This is a genomic window from Kitasatospora sp. NPDC001119 (assembly GCF_053598475.1).
Genome location: NZ_JBSFKI010000017.1, coordinates 1 through 22,387, shown reverse-complemented (window position 1 = coordinate 22,387; position 22,387 = coordinate 1). Strand labels below are relative to the sequence as shown.

The 22,387-nt window shown below is 74.4% G+C and carries 18 protein-coding genes; 8 read left to right on the top strand and 10 right to left on the bottom strand.

The features are described 5' to 3' along the window. Nucleotides 1-218: 218 nt before the first annotated feature. The 5 genes from ACWDD9_RS21695 to ACWDD9_RS21675 all read left to right on the top strand — a co-directional run bounded on the left by ACWDD9_RS21695 (nt 219) and on the right by ACWDD9_RS21675 (nt 9,554). Nucleotides 219-6,089 carry a type I polyketide synthase gene (locus ACWDD9_RS21695; protein WP_449812387.1) on the top strand — a complete coding sequence of 1,957 codons (5,871 nt, stop codon included), beginning with the start codon at nt 219-221 and terminating at the stop codon, nt 6,087-6,089. Further along, entirely contained in the window at nt 6,089-6,586 is a 498-nt protein-coding gene (locus tag ACWDD9_RS21690) for an acyl-CoA thioesterase (RefSeq protein WP_074002823.1), read from the top strand. The genes ACWDD9_RS21695 and ACWDD9_RS21690 overlap by 1 nt, the downstream gene beginning before the upstream one ends. 98 nt (nt 6,587-6,684) lie before the next feature. Continuing rightward, nucleotides 6,685-7,161: a flavin reductase family protein gene (locus ACWDD9_RS21685; RefSeq protein WP_053112049.1), complete on the top strand. Its 477-nt coding sequence runs from the start codon at nt 6,685-6,687 to the stop codon at nt 7,159-7,161. A gap of 16 nt (nt 7,162-7,177) precedes the next feature. Continuing rightward, complete coding sequence (locus ACWDD9_RS21680) at nt 7,178-8,209, top strand: NAD-dependent epimerase/dehydratase family protein (protein ID WP_449812386.1); 1,032 nt, start codon at nt 7,178-7,180, stop codon at nt 8,207-8,209. A 160-nt stretch (nt 8,210-8,369) separates the two neighbouring features. Next, entirely contained in the window at nt 8,370-9,554 is a 1,185-nt protein-coding gene (locus ACWDD9_RS21675) for a cytochrome P450 (RefSeq protein ID WP_079272181.1), read from the top strand. Nucleotides 9,555-9,599: 45 nt separating this feature from the next. On the opposite strand, the gene ACWDD9_RS21670 is transcribed toward ACWDD9_RS21675, so the two are convergent. Next, entirely contained in the window at nt 9,600-10,970 is a 1,371-nt protein-coding gene (locus ACWDD9_RS21670; RefSeq protein WP_449812385.1) for an ammonium transporter, read from the bottom strand. Nucleotides 10,971-10,981: 11 nt separating this feature from the next. After that, a complete protein-coding gene (locus ACWDD9_RS21665) occupies nt 10,982-11,353 on the bottom strand; it encodes a hypothetical protein (protein WP_159028431.1) in 372 nt (123 codons plus the stop codon). Between the two features lie 187 nt (nt 11,354-11,540). On the opposite strand from ACWDD9_RS21665, the gene ACWDD9_RS21660 reads away from it, so the two are divergent. Genes ACWDD9_RS21660 through ACWDD9_RS21650 form a run of 3 tightly spaced genes read left to right on the top strand, consistent with a single transcriptional unit; the run spans nt 11,541 to nt 12,920 of the window. Further along, nucleotides 11,541-12,116, top strand: coding sequence for a hypothetical protein (locus ACWDD9_RS21660; protein WP_159028432.1), 576 nt, complete (start codon nt 11,541-11,543; stop codon nt 12,114-12,116). Beyond that, nucleotides 12,113-12,616, top strand: a complete 504-nt coding sequence (locus ACWDD9_RS21655) for a hypothetical protein (protein WP_049651320.1) — start codon at nt 12,113-12,115, stop codon at nt 12,614-12,616. The genes ACWDD9_RS21660 and ACWDD9_RS21655 overlap by 4 nt, the downstream gene beginning before the upstream one ends. Continuing rightward, the gene (locus tag ACWDD9_RS21650) at nt 12,606-12,920 is read left to right on the top strand and encodes a DUF6968 family protein (protein ID WP_159028433.1); all 315 of its coding nucleotides are present in this window, start codon (nt 12,606-12,608) and stop codon (nt 12,918-12,920) included. Before ACWDD9_RS21655 ends, ACWDD9_RS21650 begins: the two co-directional genes overlap by 11 nt. A gap of 39 nt (nt 12,921-12,959) precedes the next feature. Here the strand turns inward: ACWDD9_RS21650 and ACWDD9_RS21645 are convergent, their stop codons facing one another. The 8 genes from ACWDD9_RS21645 to ACWDD9_RS21610 all read right to left on the bottom strand — a co-directional run bounded on the left by ACWDD9_RS21645 (nt 12,960) and on the right by ACWDD9_RS21610 (nt 22,252). Continuing rightward, on the bottom strand, nt 12,960-13,427 hold the full coding sequence (locus ACWDD9_RS21645) for a nuclear transport factor 2 family protein (protein ID WP_449812384.1): 468 nt from the start codon (nt 13,425-13,427) through the stop codon (nt 12,960-12,962). Between the two features lie 114 nt (nt 13,428-13,541). Further along, nucleotides 13,542-14,177 carry a TetR/AcrR family transcriptional regulator gene (locus tag ACWDD9_RS21640; RefSeq protein ID WP_449812383.1) on the bottom strand — a complete coding sequence of 212 codons (636 nt, stop codon included), beginning with the start codon at nt 14,175-14,177 and terminating at the stop codon, nt 13,542-13,544. A gap of 79 nt (nt 14,178-14,256) precedes the next feature. Then, nucleotides 14,257-15,867: a benzoylformate decarboxylase gene (gene mdlC, locus ACWDD9_RS21635; RefSeq protein WP_449812382.1), complete on the bottom strand. Its 1,611-nt coding sequence runs from the start codon at nt 15,865-15,867 to the stop codon at nt 14,257-14,259. A 144-nt stretch (nt 15,868-16,011) separates the two neighbouring features. Next, a complete protein-coding gene (locus tag ACWDD9_RS21630) occupies nt 16,012-16,848 on the bottom strand; it encodes an alpha/beta fold hydrolase (protein ID WP_388045484.1) in 837 nt (278 codons plus the stop codon). Nucleotides 16,849-17,130: 282 nt separating this feature from the next. After that, a complete protein-coding gene (locus tag ACWDD9_RS21625) occupies nt 17,131-18,402 on the bottom strand; it encodes an MFS transporter (protein ID WP_449812381.1) in 1,272 nt (423 codons plus the stop codon). Further along, a complete protein-coding gene (locus ACWDD9_RS21620) occupies nt 18,395-19,594 on the bottom strand; it encodes a cytochrome P450 family protein (RefSeq protein ID WP_449812380.1) in 1,200 nt (399 codons plus the stop codon). The genes ACWDD9_RS21625 and ACWDD9_RS21620 overlap by 8 nt, the downstream gene beginning before the upstream one ends. Nucleotides 19,595-19,641: 47 nt before the next feature. Beyond that, a complete protein-coding gene (locus tag ACWDD9_RS21615) occupies nt 19,642-20,358 on the bottom strand; it encodes a DUF5825 family protein (RefSeq protein WP_449812379.1) in 717 nt (238 codons plus the stop codon). After that, nucleotides 20,339-22,252: a RiPP maturation radical SAM C-methyltransferase gene (locus ACWDD9_RS21610; protein ID WP_449812378.1), complete on the bottom strand. Its 1,914-nt coding sequence runs from the start codon at nt 22,250-22,252 to the stop codon at nt 20,339-20,341. The genes ACWDD9_RS21615 and ACWDD9_RS21610 overlap by 20 nt, the downstream gene beginning before the upstream one ends. Nucleotides 22,253-22,387: the final 135 nt, after the last annotated feature.

Below are 22,387 nucleotides of genomic sequence, written 5' to 3'. Positions count from 1 at the left end.
CGGCCGTCGGCTCCGGTGTGCCGCGCGGAATATCACGGCGTTATGGAATGCGAACGCGGGGAAATAACGCCGTTATTGAAAGAACGCGACCCGCGCGGGTGGTAAAGCAAACTCGGAGAAGGCATTTTCCCGGCCTTGGTCGCACGCTTGACCGATGGGTGGACTGCCGGGTTGGCGAAGGGATTCGCCGTCAATTCATCTCCATGGGTGGTGGATACATGAGCAGTGAACGGATCGCAATCGTGGGAATCGGCCTCCGCTATCCGGACGCCAATTCCCCGGGCGAGTTGTGGGACAACGTACTGGGCGGCCGCCGGGCCTTCCGGAGGCTGCCGGACGAGCGGATGAACCAGGCGGACTACTGGTCGGCGGACCGCACCGCGCCCGACCGGTACTACGCGACCAAGGCCGCCGTCCTCCGGGACTACAGCTTCGACCGGGTCGGGTACAGCGTCGCCGGCAGCACGTACCGGGCGACCGACCTGACCCACTGGCTGGCCCTCGACGTGGCCGCCGAGGCGCTCGCCGACGCCGGGTTCCCGGACGGCGCGGGCCTGCCGCGGCAGGCCACCGGCGTGGTGGTCGGCAACAGCCTCACCGGCGAGTTCTCGCGCGCCAACACCATGCGGCTGCGCTGGCCCTACGTGCGCCGGACGGTGGCCGCCGCCCTGGCGGGCAAGGGCTGGCCCGAGGGCGACGTCGCCGCCTTCCTCGGGGAGCTGGAGCCGCAGTACAAGGCGCCCTTCCCGCCGATCGACGAGGACTCGCTGGCGGGAGGCCTCGCCAACACCATCGCCGGGCGGATCTGCAACCACTTCGACCTGCGCGGAGGCGGGTACACCGTCGACGGCGCCTGCTCCTCCTCCCTGCTGTCCGTGGTCACGGCCGCCGGGGCGCTCTGCGACGGCGACCTGGACGTGGCCGTCGCCGGCGGGGTCGACCTGTCCATCGACCCGTTCGAGGTGATCGGCTTCGCCAAGACCGGCGCGCTGGCCACCGGGGAGATGAAGGTCTACGACCGGGACTCCAACGGCTTCTGGCCCGGCGAGGGCTCCGGCATGCTGGTGCTGATGCGCGAGCGGGACGCGGTGGCGCAGGGGCGGCGGATCTACGCGAGCATCAGCGGCTGGGGGGTCTCCTCGGACGGCAGGGGCGGCATCACCCGGCCCGAGGCGGGCGGCCACCGGCTGGCACTGGACCGCGCCTACCGGCGGGCGGGCTACGGGGTCGAGACGGTCTCGTACTTCGAGGGCCACGGCACCGGTACGGCCCTCGGCGACGCGACCGAGATCGAGGCACTGTCCTCCGCGCGCCGCGCCGCCGACCCGACGGCCCGACCGGCCGCGCTCGGGACGGTCAAGGGGAACTTCGGGCACACCAAGGCCGCGGCGGGCGTGGCCGGCCTGATCAAGGCCGCCCTCGCCGTGCACCACCAGGTGATCCCCCCGGCGACCGGCCACCACGACCCGCACCCCGGCCTGCTCGGCGAGACGGCGGCCATGTACGTGCCGGGCCGGGCCGAGCTCTGGCCGGCCGACCAGCCCGTCCGGGCGGGCGTGTCGGCCATGGGCTTCGGCGGGATCAACACCCACGTCGCGGTCGCCGAGGGCCCCGGCCGCACCCGGCGCGAGGCGCTCGACGAGCGCACCACCCGGCTGGTCGCCGGACGCCAGGACGCCGAACTGCTGCTGCTGGACGGCGCGGACCCGGCCGCGCTGCGCGCGGAGCTGGGCCCACTGCTCGACCTGGTGCCCCGACTGGCCCAGGCCGAACTCGCGGACCTGGCCGGAACGCTGGCCGAGCGGCTCTCCGGCGCCCCGGTCCGGGCCGCCGTCGTCGCGACCTCGCCGGACGACGCCGCGCGGGCCCTCGAACGGCTGGCCGCGCTGCTCGACTCGGGCGCTCGGGAGGCGTTCTCGGCCGCCGAGGGGGTCTTCCTCGGCCGGGCGCGGACCGCGCCCCGGATCGTCTACCTCTTCCCCGGGCAGGGCTCGGGACACGGCGCCGTCGGCGCGATCCGGCGCCGGTTCGCCACCGCGGAGGAGGTGTTCGGCGCGGCCGGACCGCCCGCCGGTGCGGACCAGGTCGCCACCGAGGTGGCCCAGCCGCGCATCGTCACCGGTTCGCTGGCCGCCCTCCGGGTGCTGGACGGACTGGGCATCCGGGCCGGGGCCGCCGTCGGGCACAGCCTGGGCGAGCTGACGGCGCTGCACTGGGCCGGGGCGATGAGCGAGGAGCAACTGGTGCGCCTCGCCACGGTCCGCGGCCGGGTGATGGCGCGGGCGAGCCTCGGCGGCGGCGCGATGGCCGGCCTGGCGGCGACCCCGGAGCGGACCGCCCGGCTGTCGGACGGATCGGACGTCGTCGTCGCGGGCTACAACGGCCCCCGGCAGACCGTGGTCTCCGGCCCGGCCGAGGCGGTCGACGAGGTCTGCCGCCGGGCGGCGGCCGAGGGCGTCACGGCGACCAGGCTGCGGGTGTCGCACGCCTTCCACTCGCCGCTGGTCGAACCGGCCGCGGCCGCGATGGCGGCCGAACTGGCCGGGTTCGACCTCCGCCCGCCGGTCCGCCCGGTCGCCTCCACGGTCACCGGCCGGCTGCTGGACCCGACCGCCGACCTGCGGGAGCTGCTGCGCGCCCAGGTGCTGCTCCCGGTCCGGTTCCACGAGGCCGCCGAGGCCGCGGCCGCCGACGCCGACCTGGTGGTGGAGGTCGGCCCCGGCCGGGTGCTGTCCGGCCTGCTGGCGGAGATCGCGCCGGACCTCGCGGTGCTGGCGGTCGACACCGACAGCGCCTCGCTCGGCCCGCTGCTCAGGGTCGCCGGCGCCGCGTACGTGCTCGGTGCGCCGGTGCGGACCGCGGCCCTGTTCGGCGACCGCCTGGTCCGGCCGCTGCCGCCGGAGAGCGAGCCCACCTTCCTGGCCAGCCCCTGCGAGGCGGCTCCGGCCATCGGCGCGGCCCTGGTGGCGCAGGCCGGCGGGGCGGACGACGGGGCGGACGGCGCCGAGCGGTCCGCGCGTCCGGCGGGCGCGGACACCGGCACCGGCCCGGTCTCCACCCTGGACCTGCTGCGCCGGCTCGCGGCCGAGCGGGTCGAGCTGCCGCTGGACTCCGTCACCGCGCGGACCCACCCGATGGACGACCTGCACCTGAGCTCCATCACGGTCGGCCAGATCGTCAACGACGTCACCCGGGCGCTGGGCCAGCCCGCGCTCGCCGCCACGACCGGCTTCGCGACCGTACGGCTGGGCGAACTCGCCGAGCTGATCGACCGGTTGGCGGACACCTCGCAGGCCGGGGCGGAGCCGGCGGGCGAGGTCCCCGGGGTGGCCCCGTGGGTGCGCCCCTTCGCGGTCGAGCACGTGGCGGCTCCCCTGCCAGCCGGGCCGCACCCCGGCCGCGGGGCGTCCGACCCCCGGGCTTCGGCCGACGGCTGGACGGTCTTCGCCACGCCCGGCCACCCGCTGGCCGCACCGCTGCGCACCGCGCTCGCCGCGGCGGGCCTCGGGGACGGCGTCCTGCTCTGCCTCCCGGACGAGTGCGGCGCGCAGGACACGGAGCTCTTCCTGACCGCCGCACGAGCCGTCCTGGCCGCCCCCGAGGGCACCAGGCTGGTCGTGGTCCAGCACCGCCTCGGGGCCGCGGGGCTGGCGAAGACTCTGCACCTGGAACACCCGTCCGTCCCGACCACGGTGGTCGAGCTGCCTGACACCGCCCCCGAGGGGGCCGCCCGCGACGAGGCGGTGGCCCGCGTCGTCGCCGAGGCCGCCGCCACGGCCGGCTTCGCGGAGGTCCGCTACCAGCGGGACGGCCGCCGCACCGTCCCGGTGCTCCGCCCCCTGCCGCGCCGCCCGGTGGCGGAGGGGGAGTCACCGCTCGACGCGCGGGACGTCCTCCTGGTCACCGGCGGCGGCAAGGGCATCACCGCCGAGTGCGCCCTGGCGGTCGCCCGGGACTCCGGGGCGGCCCTGGCCCTGATCGGCCGCGCCGACCCGGCCGCCGACCGCGAACTCGCCGGGAACCTGGCCAGGATGGACGCCGCCCGCCTGCGCTACCGCTACACCCGGGCGGACGTGACCTCGCCCGAGGAGGTCGCCGCCGCGGTGGGCCGGCTGGAGCGCGAACTCGGCCCGGTCACCGCGGTGCTGCACGGCGCCGGCCGCAACGAGCCGGCCGCCCTGGACGCGCTGACCGCCGAGGACTTCCGGCGGACCCTGGCGCCCAAGACCGACGGCCTGGCGGCGGTGCTGGCGGCCGTCGACCCGGACCGCCTGAAGCTGCTGGTCACCTTCGGCTCGATCATCGGCCGGGCCGGGCTCCGCGGCGAGGCCCACTACGCCACCGCCAACGACTGGATGACGGAGTTGACCCTCCGCTTCCGGGACCGGCACCCGCGGGCCCGGGCGATCGCCCTGGAGTGGTCGGTCTGGTCGGGCGCGGGGATGGGCGAACGGCTCGGCGTCGTCGAGGCGCTGATCCGGGAGGGCATCACGCCGATCTCCACCGAGGACGGGATCCGGGTGCTCCGCGAGGTGCTCGCGGACCCCTCGGCCGGCCCCGTCCTGGTGGTGAGCGGACGGGCCGGCGGCCTGCCCACCCTGGCCACGGTCCAGCGCGAACTGCCGCTGACCAGGTTCGTGGAGCGGGTGGTCGCCCACCACCCGGAGATCGAGCTGATCACCGAGGCCGAGCTGTCCGAGGGCAGCGACCCGTACCTGACCGACCACCGGCTCCAGGGCGACCTGCTCTTCCCGGCCGTCCTGGGCATGGAGGCGATGGCCCAGGTGGCCGCCGCGGTGAGCGGGCACCAGGGCTCGCCGCTGCTGGAGGACGTCGAGTTCCGCCGCCCCGTGGTGGTCCGCCCGGGCGGCTCGACCACCATCCGGATCGCCGCGCTGGTGCAGGCCCCCGGGACGGTCGACGTGGTGCTGCGCAGCGAGGACACCGGCTTCACGGCCGACCACTTCCGGGCGAGGCTGCGCTACCCCCGTCCCGAGCCGCCCGGCACACCGCCGCCGGTCTGGTCCGGCCTGCCGACGGTGCCGGTCGACCCGGTGACGGAGCTGTACGGCGGCGTGCTGTTCCAGGGCAAGCGGTTCCAGCGCCTGCTGGAGTACCGGCGGGCGAGCGCCCGGCACGCCCTGGCGGAGATCTCCACCGCCGCCCAGGCGCCCTGGTTCGCCGCCTTCCTGCCGCAGGAGCAGCAGTTGGCCGACCCGGGCACCCGGGACGCGATGATGCACGCCATCCAGTGCTGCGTGCCGGACGCCACCCTGCTGCCGCAGAGCATCGAGCGGCTCTGGCTGGCCGACCGGGCGGACCAGGACACCGGGTTCGTCGTGCTCGACGCCCGGGAGCGCTCCCAGGACGGGGACCGCTACGTCTACGACCTCGTCGTGCGCACGCCCTCCGGAGCGGTGGTCGAGCACTGGCAGGGGCTGACCCTGGTCGCCGTGCGCCGGCGCGACGGCGCCGGCCCGTGGGTGCCCGCGATGCTCGGCTCGTACCTGGAACGCAGCCTGGAACGGGTCCTGGGCGGCAGCCGCGCGGTGGTCGTCGAACCCGCCGCGGACGGCGACGCCGGGCACCGCGACCGCCGGGCCCGCACCGCGACCGCCGTCGGTCGGGCGCTGGGCCGGCCGGTGGAGCTGAACCACCGGCCGGACGGCAGGCCCGAACTCGGCGGCGGGCCGGGGCTCGAGGGCTGGACGGTGTCGGCCTCGCACGACGGCGGCCTGACCCTGGCGGTGGTGGGCCGGGGGCGCCTCGCCTGCGACGCCGAGTCCGTCCTGGAACGGACCCCCGAGGACTGGGACGCGCTGCTCGGCCCCGGCCAACACGCCCTGCGGGACCTGCTGGCGGCCGAGGCCGCCGAGGCCCCGGAGGTGGCCGGCACCAGGGTCTGGAGCGCGCTGGAGTGCCTGCGCAAGTCCGGTGCGACCACGCAGGCGCTGACCCTCGACCGCGTCCACCCGGACGGCTGGGCCGTCCTGTCCGCCGGCGACGCCGCCGTCGCCACCTGGGTGACCACCGTCAACGGACGGCCCGGGCCGGTCGTCTTCGCCGTACTCGCCGGAAAGGAGAACTGATGTCGGGCTACTACGAGCTGCGCCACACCGTGGGGTTCGAGGAGACCAACCTCGTCGGCAACGTCTACTACGTGAACTACCTGCGCTGGCAGGGGCGTTGCCGGGAGATGTTCCTCAAGGAGAAGGCGCCCGGGGTGCTCGCCGAGCTGCGGGAGGACCTGAAGCTGTTCACCCTCAAGGTGGAGTGCGAGTTCTTCGCCGAGATCACCGCGTTCGACGAGCTGTCGGTCCGGATGCGACTGGAGGAACTGACCCGGACCCAGGTCCAGTTCAGCTTCGACTACCTGCGGATCGACGGCGGGCAGGGGAGCCCGGTCGCCCGCGGCCGCCAGCGGATCGCGTGCATGCGCGGGCCGAACACGGCGACCGTCCCGGCCCCGGTGCCGGAGGAGCTGCGCCGGGCCCTGGCGCCGTACGCCGAGGACGCGGTGGCCGCCCGGGTCCTGGCGGCGCCGGCCCCGCCCGGCCGGCCGGTGGGCACGGGGAGGGCGCGGTGAGCGACAACGGCCGCGCCCTGGTCGACGACCCGTCACCGTCCACGACCTCGCCGTCCTCCCGGCACGCCGCCGTTCCGCCGGACGCGCTGCGCGAGACGATGGCCCGGTTCGCCACCGGGATCACGGTGCTGACCACCGGTGGCGAGCACGTCCACGGGATGACCGCCAACGCGTTCAGCTCGGTGTCGCTGGAGCCGCCGCTGGTGCTGTGCTGCGTCGCCCGCACCGCGACGATGCACCGGGCGATCACGGCGACCGGGTCCTTCGCGGTCTCCGTCCTGGGGGCCGAACAGGAGCCGCTGGCACGGTACTTCGCGGGCCGCGGCCGGCCGCGCGGCGCCGCCCAGTTCCACGGCGTCGACTGGCGGCCCGGCCCGTTCACCGGCGCCCCGCTGCTGTCGGGCTCGCTCGCCTGGCTGGAGTGCAAGCTGGCCGCGCAGTACGACGGCGGCGACCACTCGGTCTTCCTCGGCAGCGTGCTCGGGTCGGGCTGGACGGAGGGTCGGCAGGCGCTGCTGTTCTACGGCGGAGGATTCCACCGGGGCGTCGGCGGTGCCGGCGACGGGACCGGCTGAGCGGAGGGGTGGTCCGATGTTGGTGAGCGTGACCGGCGGCACCGGGTTCGTCGGCATCCACTCGGTCGCGGCGATGGTCCGGGGCGGGCACCGGGTGCGGATGCTGGTGCGCGACCCGGCCCGCGCGGAACGGGCCCTCGCCCTGATGGAGGTGGCCCCGGGCGCCGTCGACCTGGTCGTCGGGGACGTGACGGACGAGGCCGGTGCGGCCCGCGCGGTGCGCGGCGCCGACGCCGTCCTGCACGCGGCCTCGGTGTACTCCTTCGACAGCCGGCGGTACGCGGCCATGCGCCGGACCAACGAGCGGGGGACCGACCTGGTGCTGGCCGCGGCCCGCCGGTCGGGCGCCGATCCGGTCATCCACGTGTCGAGCATCGTCGCGCTGCTGCCGACCCGCCGGCGGCCGCTCCGGGAGGACTCCCCGGTCGGCCGCCCCCGGGAGACGTACATGGCCACCAAGGCCGCCGCCGAGCGCGTCGCCCGCCGCTACCAGCGGGACGGCGCACCGGTGGTCATCAGCTACCCGCCCGCGCTGCTCGGCCCGCTGGACCCGGGGCCGGGCGACCAGAACACCCGGCTGCGCAACACCCTGCGCGGGCTGATGCCGGTCTGGCCGCTCGGCGGCTTCCCGGTCGGCGACGTCCGCGACACCGCGCGGCTGCACGCCCGACTGCTGACCGCACCGAGGACGGGCCTCGACCGCCACTTCGCCCCGGGCCGCCAACTGGCCACCCGGGAGTACGTGCGGACCCTGCGGGAGGTCACCGGGCGGCGGCTGCCCGCGGTCTTCCTGCCCGCCCGCGCCATGCTGCCGGTCGGCGCCCTGGCCACCCTGGTGCAGCGCGGCTGGCCCTGGCACATCCCCGCGGAGTACGGCGCCGTCTACACCTGCGCCTGCGCGGCTCCCGTCCACCCGGCCGCGAGCACCTGCGGACTGGTGCCGAGGCCGATCGCGGAGACCATGGCCGACACGGTGCGCTGGCTCCGTGCCGAGGGTCTCCTGACGGACCGGCAGGCGGGTCTGCTGGCGGACGGGAAGGGCAGGTGAGCCTGGGGTGAGGCGCGCCGGGGGCGGCTCCGGCTCGGGAGAGGGGGCGCGTGCGAGGCCGCCGCGCCCCCGCGCGCCGCACGGGATCGCCGCCGACACGCGCGGCGGCCCGGGGCCCGGGGTATCGGGAAGGGGGTACCGGATGATCACGGGAGGTTCCATGAGCGAGCAGGACGTGCCGCCGATCTCGATCTTCTACCGTCGCGACGGGTTCGACCCGGGCCCGGCCCTGGGCGAGGCCCAGCGCGGGGACCCGGCCCGGCGGGTCCGGGACTTCTGGCTGCACCGGGTCGGCGAGTACCGCCTCGTCACCCGGCACGCCGACGTGCGGCGCGTCCTGGCCGACCAGGAGACCTTCGCGATGTACGACCCGGAACGCGCCCCGGTCCTGCCGAACGAACTCCTCAACATGGACCCGCCGGAGCACACCCGGCTGCGCCACGTGCTGACGCCGGAGTTCACCGGGAAACGGATCCGCTCCCTGGAGCCGATGATCCGCGCCCTGGTCGGCGAGCTGCTCGACGCCATGGAGGCGCGGGGGCCCGCGGCGGACCTGATGGACGCCTTCGCCCTGCCGCTGCCGCTCGGGGTGATCTGCGCGATGCTCGGCGTCCCCGACCCGGACCAGGGGGACTTCCACCGCTGGTCCCGGACCACGCTGGACCTCGGGCTTCCCATGGAGGAACGGCTCGCGGCCGGCCGGGAGTCGCACGCGTACGTGGCCTCCCTGGTGGCGGAGAAGCGGCGCAGCCCGGACGACGGGATGATCGGCATGCTCGTCCGGGAGCACGGCGGCGCGGTGTCGGACTCCGAACTGGTCGGGGTCTGCGAGCTGCTGCTGCTCGCCGGCCACGTCACGGTGTCCAACACGATCGGCCTGGGCGTGCTCGCCCTGCTGTCGCACCCGGAGCAGGCCGACCGGCTGCGCGACGCGCCCGAGGGCGATCCGGTGGTCGACGCCGCCGTCGAGGAACTGCTGCGGTACCTGTCCGTGTCCAGCACCGCGCTGGCCCGGACGGCGCGGTGCGACACCGAGATCGGCGGCGTGCCGGTCAAGGCCGGCGAGCAGGTCGTCTGCCAGCTGCCGGTGGCCAACCGGGACCCGGCGCTCGGCGCCGGGATGGACCGCCTCGACATCGGACGCGAGCCCGTGTCGCACCTGACCTTCGGGCACGGCCCGCACCACTGCCTCGGCGCACCGCTGGCCCGCGCCGAACTGCGGATCGCGCTGCCCGCGCTGCTGCGGCGACTGCCCGGCCTCGCGCTCGCGTGCCCCGCCGAAGAGGTGCCCTACCGGGTCAACAACGAGGTCTACGGGCTGCACGCACTGCCCGTCACCTGGTGACGGCGGCCCTCGGCCGGTGAAGGGGGCCCCGGCACGTCCCGCCGGCTACGGGGCCCTCCTCCGCAACGCCTTCCGCACGGCCGTCGCCAGGCCGTCCGCCACTCCCCGGGACCGGGACCAGGACCGGGAGCGGGGCCGGGACGCCGGGGGCTCGGGCCAGGGAGCCCCCGACGCCGTGAAGTCGTAGGCGGTCTCGGCGTGCTCGGTCTGGTCGATGCCGACCACCTCGACCTCCTCGGCGACCCGGAAGCCGACGGTCCGCTGGATCGCCCGGCCGAGCAGCCAGGAGAGCACGAAGGAATAGCAGGCGACCACCACGACTCCGACCGCCTGCTTGCCGAGCTGCCCGAAGCCGCCGCCGTAGAACAGGCCCCTGGCACTCTCGCCGACGTGCCCGGTGGCGAGCAGGCCGATCAGCAGCGAGCCGATCGCCCCGCCGACCGCGTGCACGCCGACCACGTCGAGCGAGTCGTCGAAGCCCAGCCGGTACTTGAGGCTGACCGCCGCCGCGCAGACCGCGCCCGCGACCAGCCCGATCACGATGGAACCGAGCACCGAGACCGACCCGCAGGCCGGGGTGATGGCGACCAGTCCGGCCACCGCGCCGGAGGCCGCGCCCAGCGAGGTGAAGGCGCCGTTCCTCGCCCGTACGTAGGCCAGCCAGCCGAGCATCGCGGCGGCGGTGGCGATCTGGGTGTTCAGGAACGCCGCGCCGGCGACGCCGTCGGCGGCCAGCGCCGAGCCCGCGTTGAAGCCGAACCAGCCGAACCAGAGCAGCCCGGAGCCGAGCATCACCAGCGGCAGGCTGTGCGGGCGCATCGGGTGCTTCCGGAAACCGACCCGCTTGTCCAGCACCAGGCAGAGCGCCAGGCCCGCGACCCCGGCGTTGACGTGCACCGCGGTGCCGCCGGCGAAGTCGATCACGCCCACCCGGTCGACCAGCCAGCCGCCGCGCCCGTTGTCGGTGCTGAACACCCAGTGCGCGACCGGGAAGTACACCACCGTGGCCCAGACCGTGACGAACAGCGTCCAGGCGGTGAACCTGGCGCGGTCCGCGATCGCGCCGCTGACCAGCGCCGGGGTGATCACCGCGAACATCAGCTGGAACACGGCGAACACGGTGACCGGGATCGAGCCGTGCAGCTCGTCCCGCCCGATGCCGCGCATCCCCAGGTGGTCGAGGTTGCCGATCAGGCCGTGGAAGGCGTCGGGGCCGAAGCTGAGCGAGTAGCCGTAGAGCACCCACAGCACGCTGACGATCGCCAGCACGACGAAGCACATCGACAGCATGTTCAGCGTGCTCTTGGCCCTGACCATGCCCCCGTAGAAGAAGGCCAGCCCGGGGGTCATCAGCATGACCAGGGCCGCACTGATGAGCACGAAGGCGGTGTCGCCCGCACTGAAACCGGCCGGCATCGGTGGCGGACTCAGCCGAGCCGGGTGCCGGTGCTCCGGTGGATCGCCGTCTTCCCGGACTCCACCGTGCCGTGCGCGGCGCGGACCGAGTCGCGCAGCAGCTCCAGTCGGTGGGGGCCGGGGGCGGCGCCCAGGGCGGTGAGCACGCCGAGCGCGGTGTCGGTCGCCTGGCGCGCGGTCCGCAGGATCGCGGTGCGCTCCTGGTCGTCGTCCTCGCCGAGGCTGTGCAGCGCCGCCGCCGCCTCCGCCAGGTGGGCGGCCACGCCGTGGACCGTCGGCGGGTGCGGATGCCGCCGGGCGGCCTGCCCGTGCGGCCACAGGTGGCAGCGCACCCGCAGCGACCGGGAGTGGCGGTCATGAGCAGGGTCAAGGTGCGTACTCATCGCGAAGCTCCTCGGGATCTCCTGGGGACGGCCCCCTGCTCCACCGGAATGCTAAGGCGGCTCCTCGATCGGCGCCCGCCGGGGAGGCCGGGGCGGAGGCGTGCGGAGCACCGGCCGGACACCTCATTGGGTAACCTTGAGATTACGGACAGATTTCGGAAAGGTAAACCACTATGGGGTGATCGTGATGCCTCCCCTCCCAACCTCCTCCCCTTCCCTGACCGCCTCCTCCTCCCTGGCCGCGACGCCGACGACCACGCCCCGAGCGGGGCCGCTGCGCCTGTTCGTCCGCCAGCCGTTGACCCGTTCCGGCCCGGGCGACCGGGACGTGGTGCAGAGCGTGGTCGACCTGGCCACCGACCCAGGGGTGGCGAGCGGCCCGGTGACCCTGCTGCCCTACCCCGCCGCCCAGCACGCGGGGACGTTCAAGGAAGCCTTCACCGAGGAGACCGGCCTGGCGTTCACGCCTGCGGCGTTCCGCGCCTGGCGGCTGGGCCTGCTCGACAGCGCCCACGCGATGCTGGTGGTGCGCACCGAGCTGAGCGAGTCCGGCGCCTACGAGGTGGCCTACAACGTCCACGCCGGGCCCCGGCTGCCCGTCTTCTTCGCCGTCCACGCCTCCTGCCCGATCAGGACGACCCTCCTGCAGGACCTGGCCCCGCTGGTGGACGCCCGCTACCACTCCTTCACCCGCGCCGGGGAACTGGCCGGGCCGCTGCACTCGTTCCTGGTCGCCGCCCGCCGAAGGGGACGGTCGGCATGATCTCGCTCGCCTCCCGCCCCGCGTCCGGCGGCCACCCCCGGGAGGTGGCGGAGTGGGACGCACGGCGCCACCTCGGGTGCGCGGCGCGAATGCTCCAGGTGCCCGACACGGCCTGGCCGCAGCAGCAGGACGCGGCCTGGGCCACCCTCCGGGAGGCCGTCCGCACCGCCCTGTCCGCGCTGGCCGCGGCCAGGGTGCCGCCCGGACCGCGCCGCCTGGTCCTGCTGCGCGAGACCGTCGGCGGCGCCCGCGCGACGGGGCTCTCGGCCCACATGGCCGTCTACCAGCAGCAGGCCGCCACCGCCCGCCCCGGAGCGGGCGAGACCGCGCTTCGGCACCATCCGGCGGGAGTCCGCGCCGAGCGGCGCCCTTCCGCTCCTCCGCCGCCCGGAGCGGACCCGAGGATCATCGGGACGAGGGCCGGCGCCCGGCCGCGCGGGGGACCTGCCGTCGATCACCCGGTGGTACGTCGTGTGGTGTACTGCGGCGGTGAGCACTGAGTACGAACTTGGTCGGGCCGTGGCCAGCCGTGAGCTGGTCTTCACCGCTCCGGACGGGACGAGGGTGCCGGTGCTGGTGGAGGTCGGGGCGCCGTCCCGCGACCCGGAGGGGCCGGACTGGTACTGCCCGTACCGGATCACCGGGCACCCCGGCATCGCCGACCGCGTGACGGCGATCTTCGGCGTCGACTCGTTGCAGGCGCTGCAGCTCGCCCTCACCTGCCTCCCCGACGAGTTGAGCGACGCGGCCGGGCTGACCTTCCTGGGCGGGACGGACCTGATGCTGGGGAGCGGCGGTTCGTGAGGGCGGAAGCCTGACGGATCGGGGGCCGGGCCCGGGCGGTCAGGACGGTGGGGCCGCCGAGGAGGCGACGGCGGCGGCGAAGTCGGGGTGCACGCCGAGTTGGGCGAGCATGACGCTGAGCCCGACGTAGCAGTTGAACTCCTTGACCTTCCCGTTCTCGACGTACCAGAAGTCGGCGGTGGGGATGCCGAGTCGGGCGCCGGGCGCCCGGACGGTGCCGGCGGGCGTCTCGAAGGGGCCGGTGACGGTGCCCTCGGTCGTCAGCTCGACGGCGACCACGTCGCCGATGACGTGGACCCGGTGGAGTTCGCGGTGGATGTCGGGTGCCAGGGCTGCCATGAAGACGACCTGGTCGCCGAGGTGTTCGCCGCGGTAGCTCTCGCCCGCGAGGACGTTGTTGAACACCCCGTCCTCGGCGAACCTGTCGATGAAGCCCGGTACGTCGAGGACGTGGCCCTCGGCCGCGTGGTAGGCGGCCCGCACCACGGCTTCCGCGTCGGTGGTCATCGCACTTCCCCTTCCATGAAAGCAATCAAATGCTTGCTTGAAATTATGGGAGCGTCATGGCGAGTGGTCAAGCATTTGCTTGAATGGTTCTGGTCGGACGGGGGTCCGTGCAGGTCAGCCGGGGTACGGCTGCCCGTGGAACACGCCGGTCAGGACGGGCAGCAGCTGCCGCTCGATCCGTTCGGCGGGCTCGCTGGCCAGCTCGGCGCCGATGGGGGCCAGGGCGAGCCAGTTCAGCAGGCCGGCGGCGCAGCGGGTGCGGAAGACGAGTTCCCGCTCGTCGACACCGGGCAGGTGGGCCGCCAGGACGCGGACGGCGTCCTGGCGGGCCCGTTCGAACTTGCCGCTCAGGCGGTCCCAGCCCTGGGGCGGATCGATGCCGACCCGGGCGACGGTGCGCATCACGGCCAGTTCCGGTCCGCCGGCGGCCAGTGCCCTGATCATCGGCCGGGCGAACGCCGCCGCGAGCTCCTGGAGGGTCGCGTCGGGGCCGAGCGGGTCGAGCGCCTGGATCTGGGCGTCCAGGTACCGCTCCAGCGCCTGCTCGATCGCGGCGTCGCAGAGCGCCCTCAGCGAACCGAAGTGGTAGCTGACCGCGGCGACGTTGGCCCCGGCGCGGTCGGTGACGTCGCGGAGCTTCACGCCGTCCTGGCCGCGTTCCGCCAGGAGGTCCAGGGTGGCGGCCAGCAGGCCGTCCCGGGTGCGCCGGCCGGTCTCCCGGCGCTGGTCCGTCTTCTCTGCCCGTGCCATGGTCCGGACTCAAGCAGGGGCTCGCGATGATTGTCAAGCGACTGATTGAGTTCCCGCCGCCCGGGCCCGGCCGTGCCTCCTACAGCGTGGCGGGCTGGGGTTGGGTGGGGACGACGATGACGGTGGTGGTGTCGGCGGTCAGGGCCGTGGTGAACTCCCGTTCCAGGTCCTCGGTCGTCTCTACGTCGACGGCGTGGCAGCCGAAGCCGCGGGCGAGTGAGGCGATGTCGAGGCCGGGGAGGTCGAGTGCGGGGACGCCGGGGGTGTCCTCCAGTCGGGCGAAGGACTTGAGGATCGCGTACTCGTGGTTGCGCATGACCACGTAGACGATCGGGAGGCGGTGCCGGGCCGCGGTGTAGAGGGCCTGGACGCAGTACTGGAAGGAGCCGTCGCCGATCAGGCCGACCACCGGGCGGCGCACTCCGCGCTCCCGGTCGGCGAGCGCGATGCCCACGGCGGCGGGGACGGCCCAGCCGATGCCGCCGCTGGCCGTGGAGAAGAAGGATCCGGGGCGGGTGGTGGGCAGCCATTCGAGCTGCTGGGCCATGGTCGAGGTGGACTCGTTGACGATGACGGCGTCCGGTGGGCGGACCCGGCTCAGGGCGGCGTAGACGGCGGGCGGGGGGAGCGGGAGGGTCGGGGAGGCCGGCAGGATCCGGGGCCGGGGCATCGGGTCGGGGGCGGTGCGGGCCGTGCCCTCCTGGACCAGGTCCAGCAGCCCTTCGAGGGCCAGCCGGGGGTCGCCGAGCAGGCTGTCGCCGGCCCGGGCGGTGGCGGCGGCGTGCGGGTCGCCGGTGAGCTGGAGCAGGGCGGTGCCCGCGGGGAGGTAGTCGCCCGGTACGTACGGGTAGTAGCGGAAGACCTCAGCGCCGATCACGGCGACCAGGTCGTGTCCGGTCAGGCGTTCGCCGACGGCCTTGACCGACAGGCCCAGCGGGCCGGCGTAGAGCGGGTGGTCCTCGGGGAAGGAGGTGCGCTCCGCGAGCGGGGGGCCGTAGACGGTGGCGCGCAGCTTCTCGGCGAGGGCGACGGCCGCGTCCCAGCCGCCGCCGCGGTCGACCTCGGGTCCGAGGACGAGCGCGGGCCGGCGGCTGGCGGAGAGGCGTTCGGCGAAGGCCCGCAGCCGTGCGGGGTCGGGGGCCACCCGGTGGCTGACCGTCCGCACCCGGGTGAAGGCGGACAGCGGCTGCTTCCAGTCGTCCAGCGGGATCGACAGGTAGACCGGCCCGGCGGGCGGCTGGAGCGCGTGCGCGTAGGCGCGCATGACGGCCTCGGGGACGTCCTGGGCGCGGGCCGGTTCGTAGGACCACTTCACCGAGGGCAGCGGCAGCAGGGTCGCCTCGCGGTTGGCGAGGTACGGCTCGCCGATCAGCAGTTCCCGGTGCTGCTGGCCGGAGGTGACGATCAGGGGCGTGTGCGCGTGGGAGGCCGACACCAGGTTGCCCATGGCGTTGCCGGTGCCGGCCGAGGAGTGCAGGTTGACCAGTGCGGGGCGGCCGGTGACCTGGGCGAAGGCGTCGGCCATCGTGATCGCGGAGGCCTCCTGGAGCGCCAGGACGTAGCGGAAGTCCGCGGGGAAGTCCTGGAGGAAGGGCTCCTCGGTGGAGCCCGGATTGCCGAAGACCGTGGTGAGTCCGAGCGTGCGCAGCAGGTCGTACGTCACGGTGCGGACGGTGGATCGCTCGGCCATGGGGGCCACCGGCTTTCCCTCGGGGACGTCGGGGCGATTCGGCTCCGGCCGTCGCACGGCCCGACACCAGCAGGAGAGCACCGGCCCCGAGGGCCCCGCAACCGGACGGGCGGGTGCGGGGCCCTCGGGGCCGGACGGATCCGGCTACTTCGCGAGGAAGGTCAGCAGCGCCTTGTTGACCTCTTCGGCGTGGGTCCACAGCAGGCCGTGCGGTGCGCCCTCGATCTCCACGTACTCGGCGGAGGGCAGGGCCCGGTGGAACGGGCGGGCGGTGCTGTCGATGGGCAGGATGCGGTCGCCGGTGCCGTGCAGGATGAGGGCCGGCACGTCGATGCGCGGGATGTCGGCGCGGAAGTCGGTGTACCAGGTGGAGGGTGCCGCGGCGGCGGCGTACCAGCCGCCGGCCGCCGCGACGTTCCAGCTGTTGCGGACGGCCTCCTCGCCGATCCGGGTGCCGAGGTTCTCGTCGAGGTTGTAGAAGTCCTGGTAGAAGGCGGTGTAGTAGGCGTACCGGTCGGCCTTCACGGCAGCCACGATGCCGTCGAAGAAGTCCTTCGGGGCCGCGCCGTCCGGGTTGTCGTCGGTCTTGAGGAGGTAGGGCTCCAGCGAGCCGAGGAAGGCCACCTTGGCGACGCGGCCGGAGCCGTACGCGGACACGTAGCGGGCGACCTCGCCGGTGCCCATCGAGAAGCCGACCAGGACGGCGTCCCGCAGGTCGAGGGTCTCCAGCAGGGTGTGGAGGTCGGCGGCGAAGGTGTCGTAGTCGTAGCCGGTGGTGGGCTGGGAGGAGCGGCCGAAGCCGCGGCGGTCGTAGGTGACGACCCGGTGGCCGGCGTCCAGCAGTGCGGCGCTCTGCCGTTCCCAGGAGTGCCCGTCCAGCGGGAACCCGTGGATGAGGACGACCGGCTGCCCGGAGCCGTGGTCCTCGTAGTAGAGCTCGACGGGGGCGGAGTTCTCCTGGCCGACGGTGACGAAAGGCATGGGCGCTTCCTTTCTCTCGGGCAGCGTCAGGGCTGCGGTGGGTCACACGCTAGGGCGTGTCTGACAATTGGCGTCAAATCAGCGCGCGGCGTTGGGGTGCGTGCATCGCAAGGCGGAGGAGGGAGCCACTGCGGAGCATTGGCGACCGACGACAACGCGGCGAGGTGCGTGCCCCGGCGTCGCGCACCCGGCGGGAATTGTCAGACACGCCCCCGGACCGGCCGGGTACGAATGGTTGCCGCTGCGGGCACCGCGTGTCGTCCGGGAGCGGCGTCGGGAGTCCTACAGCTCGCGCATCTCGCGCCTGGTCAGCGCGTATCCGAAGGCGCCGATCAGGCACAGCCCGGTGGTCGCGAACACCCACCGACTGCCGAAGGCGTCCACCGCCGCGCCGGCCGCGATCACCGAGACCGGGAAGACGCCCAGCGCGCAGAAGGTGACGGCCGCCATGACCCGGGCCAGCAGCGCGGGCGGGGTGCTCTTCTGCACGCCGGTGACGACCAGGACGTTGGTCACCGTGCTGGCGCCGCCCGCCACGCAGAGCAGCAGGACGGCGCCGACGAGGCCGGTGAAGGGCACCAGGCCGATCGCCGCGCCCATCACCAGGCCGGAGAGCATCGCCGTGCGGCCGCGGGAGCGCACCTCGGTGAGGCCGGCCGCGAACAGGCCGCCGACCAGCGCGCCGCCGGTGAACGCGGCGAGCAGCAGGCCCAGCCCGGCGGCACCGGCGGAGAAGCCGTGGGTGGCCAGGGTCGGCAGGGCGACCCGGGTGGCGCCGCCCACCGTCAGGTTCGCGATCGCCGTCACCGTCAGCACCGCGCGCAGCAGCGGCGATTCCCGTAGCAGGGTGCGGAAGTTCCTTGGTACGGAGGCGCGTTCGGAGATCGGGCGGGGCGGTGCGACGAGGCCGCCGCGACCGATCAGCAGCAGCGTCGCCGTGGACACGGCGAAGGTCGCCGCGTCCACGCCCAGCGCGGTGGCCGGGTTCAGCCAGGCGACCAGCGGGCCGGCCACCGCCGGGCCGAGCAGGCCGGCGCCGAAGGTGACCGTGCTGTTCAGGGCGTTGCCCGCGTGCAGGTCCTCGGCGGGCAGCAGGGCCGGGGTGATCGCCCAGGCGGCAGGCAGGAAGACCCCCGCCCCGAGGCCGACCAGCAGGGCGAGTCCGCCGATCAGCCAGAACGCGGCCGCCCCGCCGGCGGCGACCGCGCAGAGCCCGGCGGTGGCGAGCAGCCGGCCGAGGTCGGCGGTCAGCATCACCCGCCGGGCGCCGAACCGGTCGGCGAGGATCCCGCCGAGCGGGGTGGCGGCCAGCCGTCCCGCGCCGTAGGCGGCGACCACCAGGCTCAACTGGCGGGCGCCGCCGCCGAGGGAGTAGACCAGCAGCGGCAGGGCGACCACCTGGAACGCGTTGCCGAACTCCGAGGTGGCCTGGCCGATCACCAGCAGCCGGAAGCCGCGCGAGCGCAGCGGGGCGACGCCGAACCGGGGGCGGAACCGCAACAGGCCCGAAGCGCCAGCTGTCCTCGCGCCGTCCGCCTTCGCGCCGCTAGCCATCGAGCGAGACCGGCAGCGACTCCAGGCCGCGCAGCATGATCGTGTTGCGCCAGGGCAGGGTCTCCTCGGCGGCGGCCAGCTCGATCCGCGCGAAGCGCTCCAGCAGGCCGGTCAGCGCGACCTCGCTCTCCAGCCTGCCGAGGAAGGAGCCGAGGCACCGGTGCAGGCCCTGTCCGAAGGCCAGGTGGCCCGGATCGCCCCGGTCCAGGATCAGCCGGTCGGGATCGGTGAAGCGGGCCGGGTCCCGGTTGGCCGCGCCGAGCGAGAGCAGCACCAGTTCGTCCGCCGGGATCTCCACGTCGTCGACCATCACGTCGGCGTTGGTGAACCGCAGGGTGGCCATGCTCACGGGGGACTCGTAGCGCAGGAACTCGTCGATGGCGACGGGCATCGCCGCCGGGTCGGCGCGCAGCCGGGCGAGCTGGTCGGGGTGGTGGAGCAGGGCCAGGGTGGCGGTGCCGAGCAGGTTGACGGTGGTCTCGTGACCGCCGATCAGCAGCAGGAAGACCATCGAGAACACCTCCTGCTCGGTGAGTTCGCCGGCGTCGCGGGCCCGCACCAGGTCGGTCAGGACGTCCTCGCCCGGGGTGGCCCGTCGGGCCGTCATCAACTCCCGGAGGTAGTCGTTCATCTCGGCGGTGGCCTGGTCGAAGGTCATCTCGCCGCCCTGGGTGAGGATCGCCGTCGACCAGGTGCGGAAGGCGTGCATGTCCTCCGGGGGGAAGCCCAGCAGCTCGCAGATGACCATGATCGGCAGCGGGAAGGCGAAGTCCGCCACCAGGTCGGCGGTCTCCCGTCCGCGCAGCCCGTCCAGCAGGCCGCCGGCGATGCGCTCGACCATCGGCCGCATCAGGTCGACCCGCCGGCGGGTGAAGACGCCCTGGATCAGGCGGCGCAGCCGGGTGTGGTCCGGCGGGTCGCTGTTGAGCATGTGGACGACCTCGGAGCCGAGCGTCAGGCCGGAGCCCCGGCCGCTCGCGATGGCCTGGCTGCGGCGGACGTCCTGCCCGAAGCGCGGGTCCATCAGCGCCGCCCGGACGTCCTGGTAGCGCGTCACCAGGTAGACCGGCAGGCCTTCGCCGAACTCCACGACGGAGACCGCGCCGGCCTCGCGGATCCGGGCGAGGGTGGGGTAGGGGTCGCGGATGAAGGCGGACATCCGCCCGGCGGCGTCGTCGACCGCGGTGGTCATGGATCTCTCCTCGGGCTCGGAACTCTCGCGGTTACGCGGTCACGCGGCTACACCGTCAGCGACGGGAAGGGCCAGCGGCGCACCCGCATCGGCAGGAACCAGGCGCGGCCGGCCTGTTCGGCGATCAGACCGGCCTCGGCGAAGTCCCGGTGGACGGCCTCCGGCAGCCGGCCGACCTCGACGCCCTCGGCCAGCGCGTCCACCTGCGCCAGGTGGTCCGGCTCGTCGATGGTGAACAGCTCCAGCGTCCCGAACCGGCGGTCGCGCACCTCGACGAAGCCGGGGCCGCGCCGGAAGACGCACTTGCTCGGGTAGTACGTGGCGCGCCAGTCGGCGACGACCTCCTCCGGCCCGCCGGTCAACCGCTCGGGCGGGTACAGGTGGTGGAACCGGCGCCGCGCGGCGCAGCCGTCCGTGCAGACCGCCTGCCAGAGCACGGCCAGCCCCTGTCCGGTCGCCTCGCGCAGCAGCATCAGCGCCCGTGCGGAGGCCGCGGGCGCGTCCGCGCAGAGCCGCACCGGCTCGGTGAGCCGCAGGCAGCGGACCCCGGCGCGGTGCAGCCCGGTGACCTCCTCCTGCGCCGGGCCGGACAGGGTGCGGCGGCCGAGGGCGAAGCCCGGCAGCTCCCGGGCGGCGGGGTCGTAGTCGAGCCAGAGCTCGACCTCCGGGCCGGCCGCGCGCCAGGCGGCGTCGGTCCTTCCAGCACCGGTCCTTCCGGCGTCGTCCCGTGCGGCATCGTTCCGTTCAGCCGATCGCGACGGCATCGGGCACCTCCTCGGTGCGGGGGAGGGCGGCGGCGGTGCCGTGCCGGTGCCGCATCCGCATCAGCACCTGGTTGTCGGACTCGACGGCGACCTGGAGGTAGCCGGCCCCGTCGTGGAACAGCAGGCCCAGCGCGGTGAAGCGCTCCAGCACCGGTTCGACCGCCGCCGCCCCGCCGGGGACCTTGGCGGCCAGCGCGGCGGCCGAGCGGGGCTGGACCAGCAGCCGGAAGACGGCGAGCTCCACCGGATCGGTCAGCTCGACCACCCGCCAGTCGTACCCGGGACGGGTGTTGACGAGCACGACCCGTCCGCCCGCGTCCCGGTAGCTGAGCCGGCTGTCGGGGAACCGCGCGAGCCAGGTGTCCACCGCCGCGCCCAGCCGCTCCGCGAGCCCGCCGCCGATCCCGCGCGGCGGTGCGGTGAACACGTAGGCCAGTTCGTTGAGTTCACTCTCCGGCAGGCGGTACGTCGCGCGGTACTGGAAGGCCGGCCGGGTGATCGCGAAGCCCAGTTCGGGGCGGTCGAAGTACGGGCTGAACCGCTCGATCGCGATCCGGCCCGCCCCGGTCGGCGGGTCCAGGTGGTGCAGGACGGGCAGTTGGCGGATCACCGACTCGTAGTCCTCCGGCTGTTCGCCCGGGAAGCCGTAGAGGTAGTTCCAGGTCACCGAGACCCCGGCGCTCTGCGCGTCCCGCAGCGCGCGGACGTTCTGGCAGCCCGTCACCCCCTTGTCCATGATCCGCAGGACCCGGGTGCTCAGGTTCTCGATGCCGGGCTGCACCTGGGCCGCGCCCGAGTCGCCGAGCAGTTGGAACTGGTGGCGGCGCAGGTTGGCCTTGATCTCGAAGTGCAGCCGCAGGTCGACCGGGAGTTCGGCCAGCGACTTCAGGACGGTGTCGAAGTAGCCCATGTCCAGGATGTTGTCGACCACGTAGACGTCCAGCAGCTGGTGGCGTTCGGCGAGCGCGAGCACCTCGGCGAGGAAGTCCGCCGGCGGCTTGGAGCGGAACTCCATCGAGGAGCCGTTGAGCCCGCAGAAGGTGCAGTGGTGCTTCTCGCCCCACCAGCAGCCCCGGGAGCCCTCGACGACCAGCTTGGGATCGACCCAGCCGGCCGCGACGGAGGCGTCGAGCCGCTCGAAGAAGCCGTCGTAGCGGGGCGCCAGGATCGCGGAGGGCGGCAGCGGACGCTTCGTCATCGCGTTGGCCGTCGACGCCCCGGAGCCGTCGCGCCAGCACAGTCCGGGGACGGCGGAGAGGTCGCCGCCCGCCAGGAGGCCGTTCAGGAGCGCCGGGAAGGCGGCCTCGCCCTCGCCGCGCACCACGTAGTCCAGGAAGGGGAAGTTGCGGTGCAGCGCGGCGCCCTGCGGACCGTCGCAGTTCGCGCCGCCGAACACCGTGCGCACCTGCGGGCAGCGCTGCTTGAGCAGCCTGGCGGCGGCGAGGCTCGCGGTGTTCTGCTGGAAGGTGGTGGTGAAGCCGACCAGGTCCGGCGGGTCGGCGGCGAGTTCCTCGACCAGGCGGGCGATGAACGCCGGGGCGATCGCGCGGGTGGCCCGGGTCAGGGCGATCTCCTGCTCGCTCGCGCCGTTGGCGGCCAGGTACTCGAAGTAGCCGGTGCTGTCGGTGCTGTCGTCGTCGCCGTCGTCGTCGCCGTACAGCGCGCCGGCGAACGCCCAGTCGCCCGCGCCCTGGAAGTAGGACTTCTCGGAGAAGTACTGGTAGTCGTCCGCGCCGAAACCCGCGGTCTCGGCGGCCCAGTCCACGAAGTCCAGGTTGGCGTACCGGACGTCGACCTGGTGGCCGGCGCGCGCGGCGGTGGTGTGCAGGATCCCGAGCGCCAGCGACGGCACGTCGATCGCGCCCCAGGGCATGTGCAGAAGAACGATACGCATGGTGGCCAGTTCCGTCGGTCGCAGGCGGTCGGTCAGGGGTGTCGGCGGGGTGTGGGGGGGGGGGGCCCCCCGCCCCCCCCCCCCCCCCCCGGGCGCGCCCTATGCAGCTCCGGGACAAGCGCCACCGGCACCCCC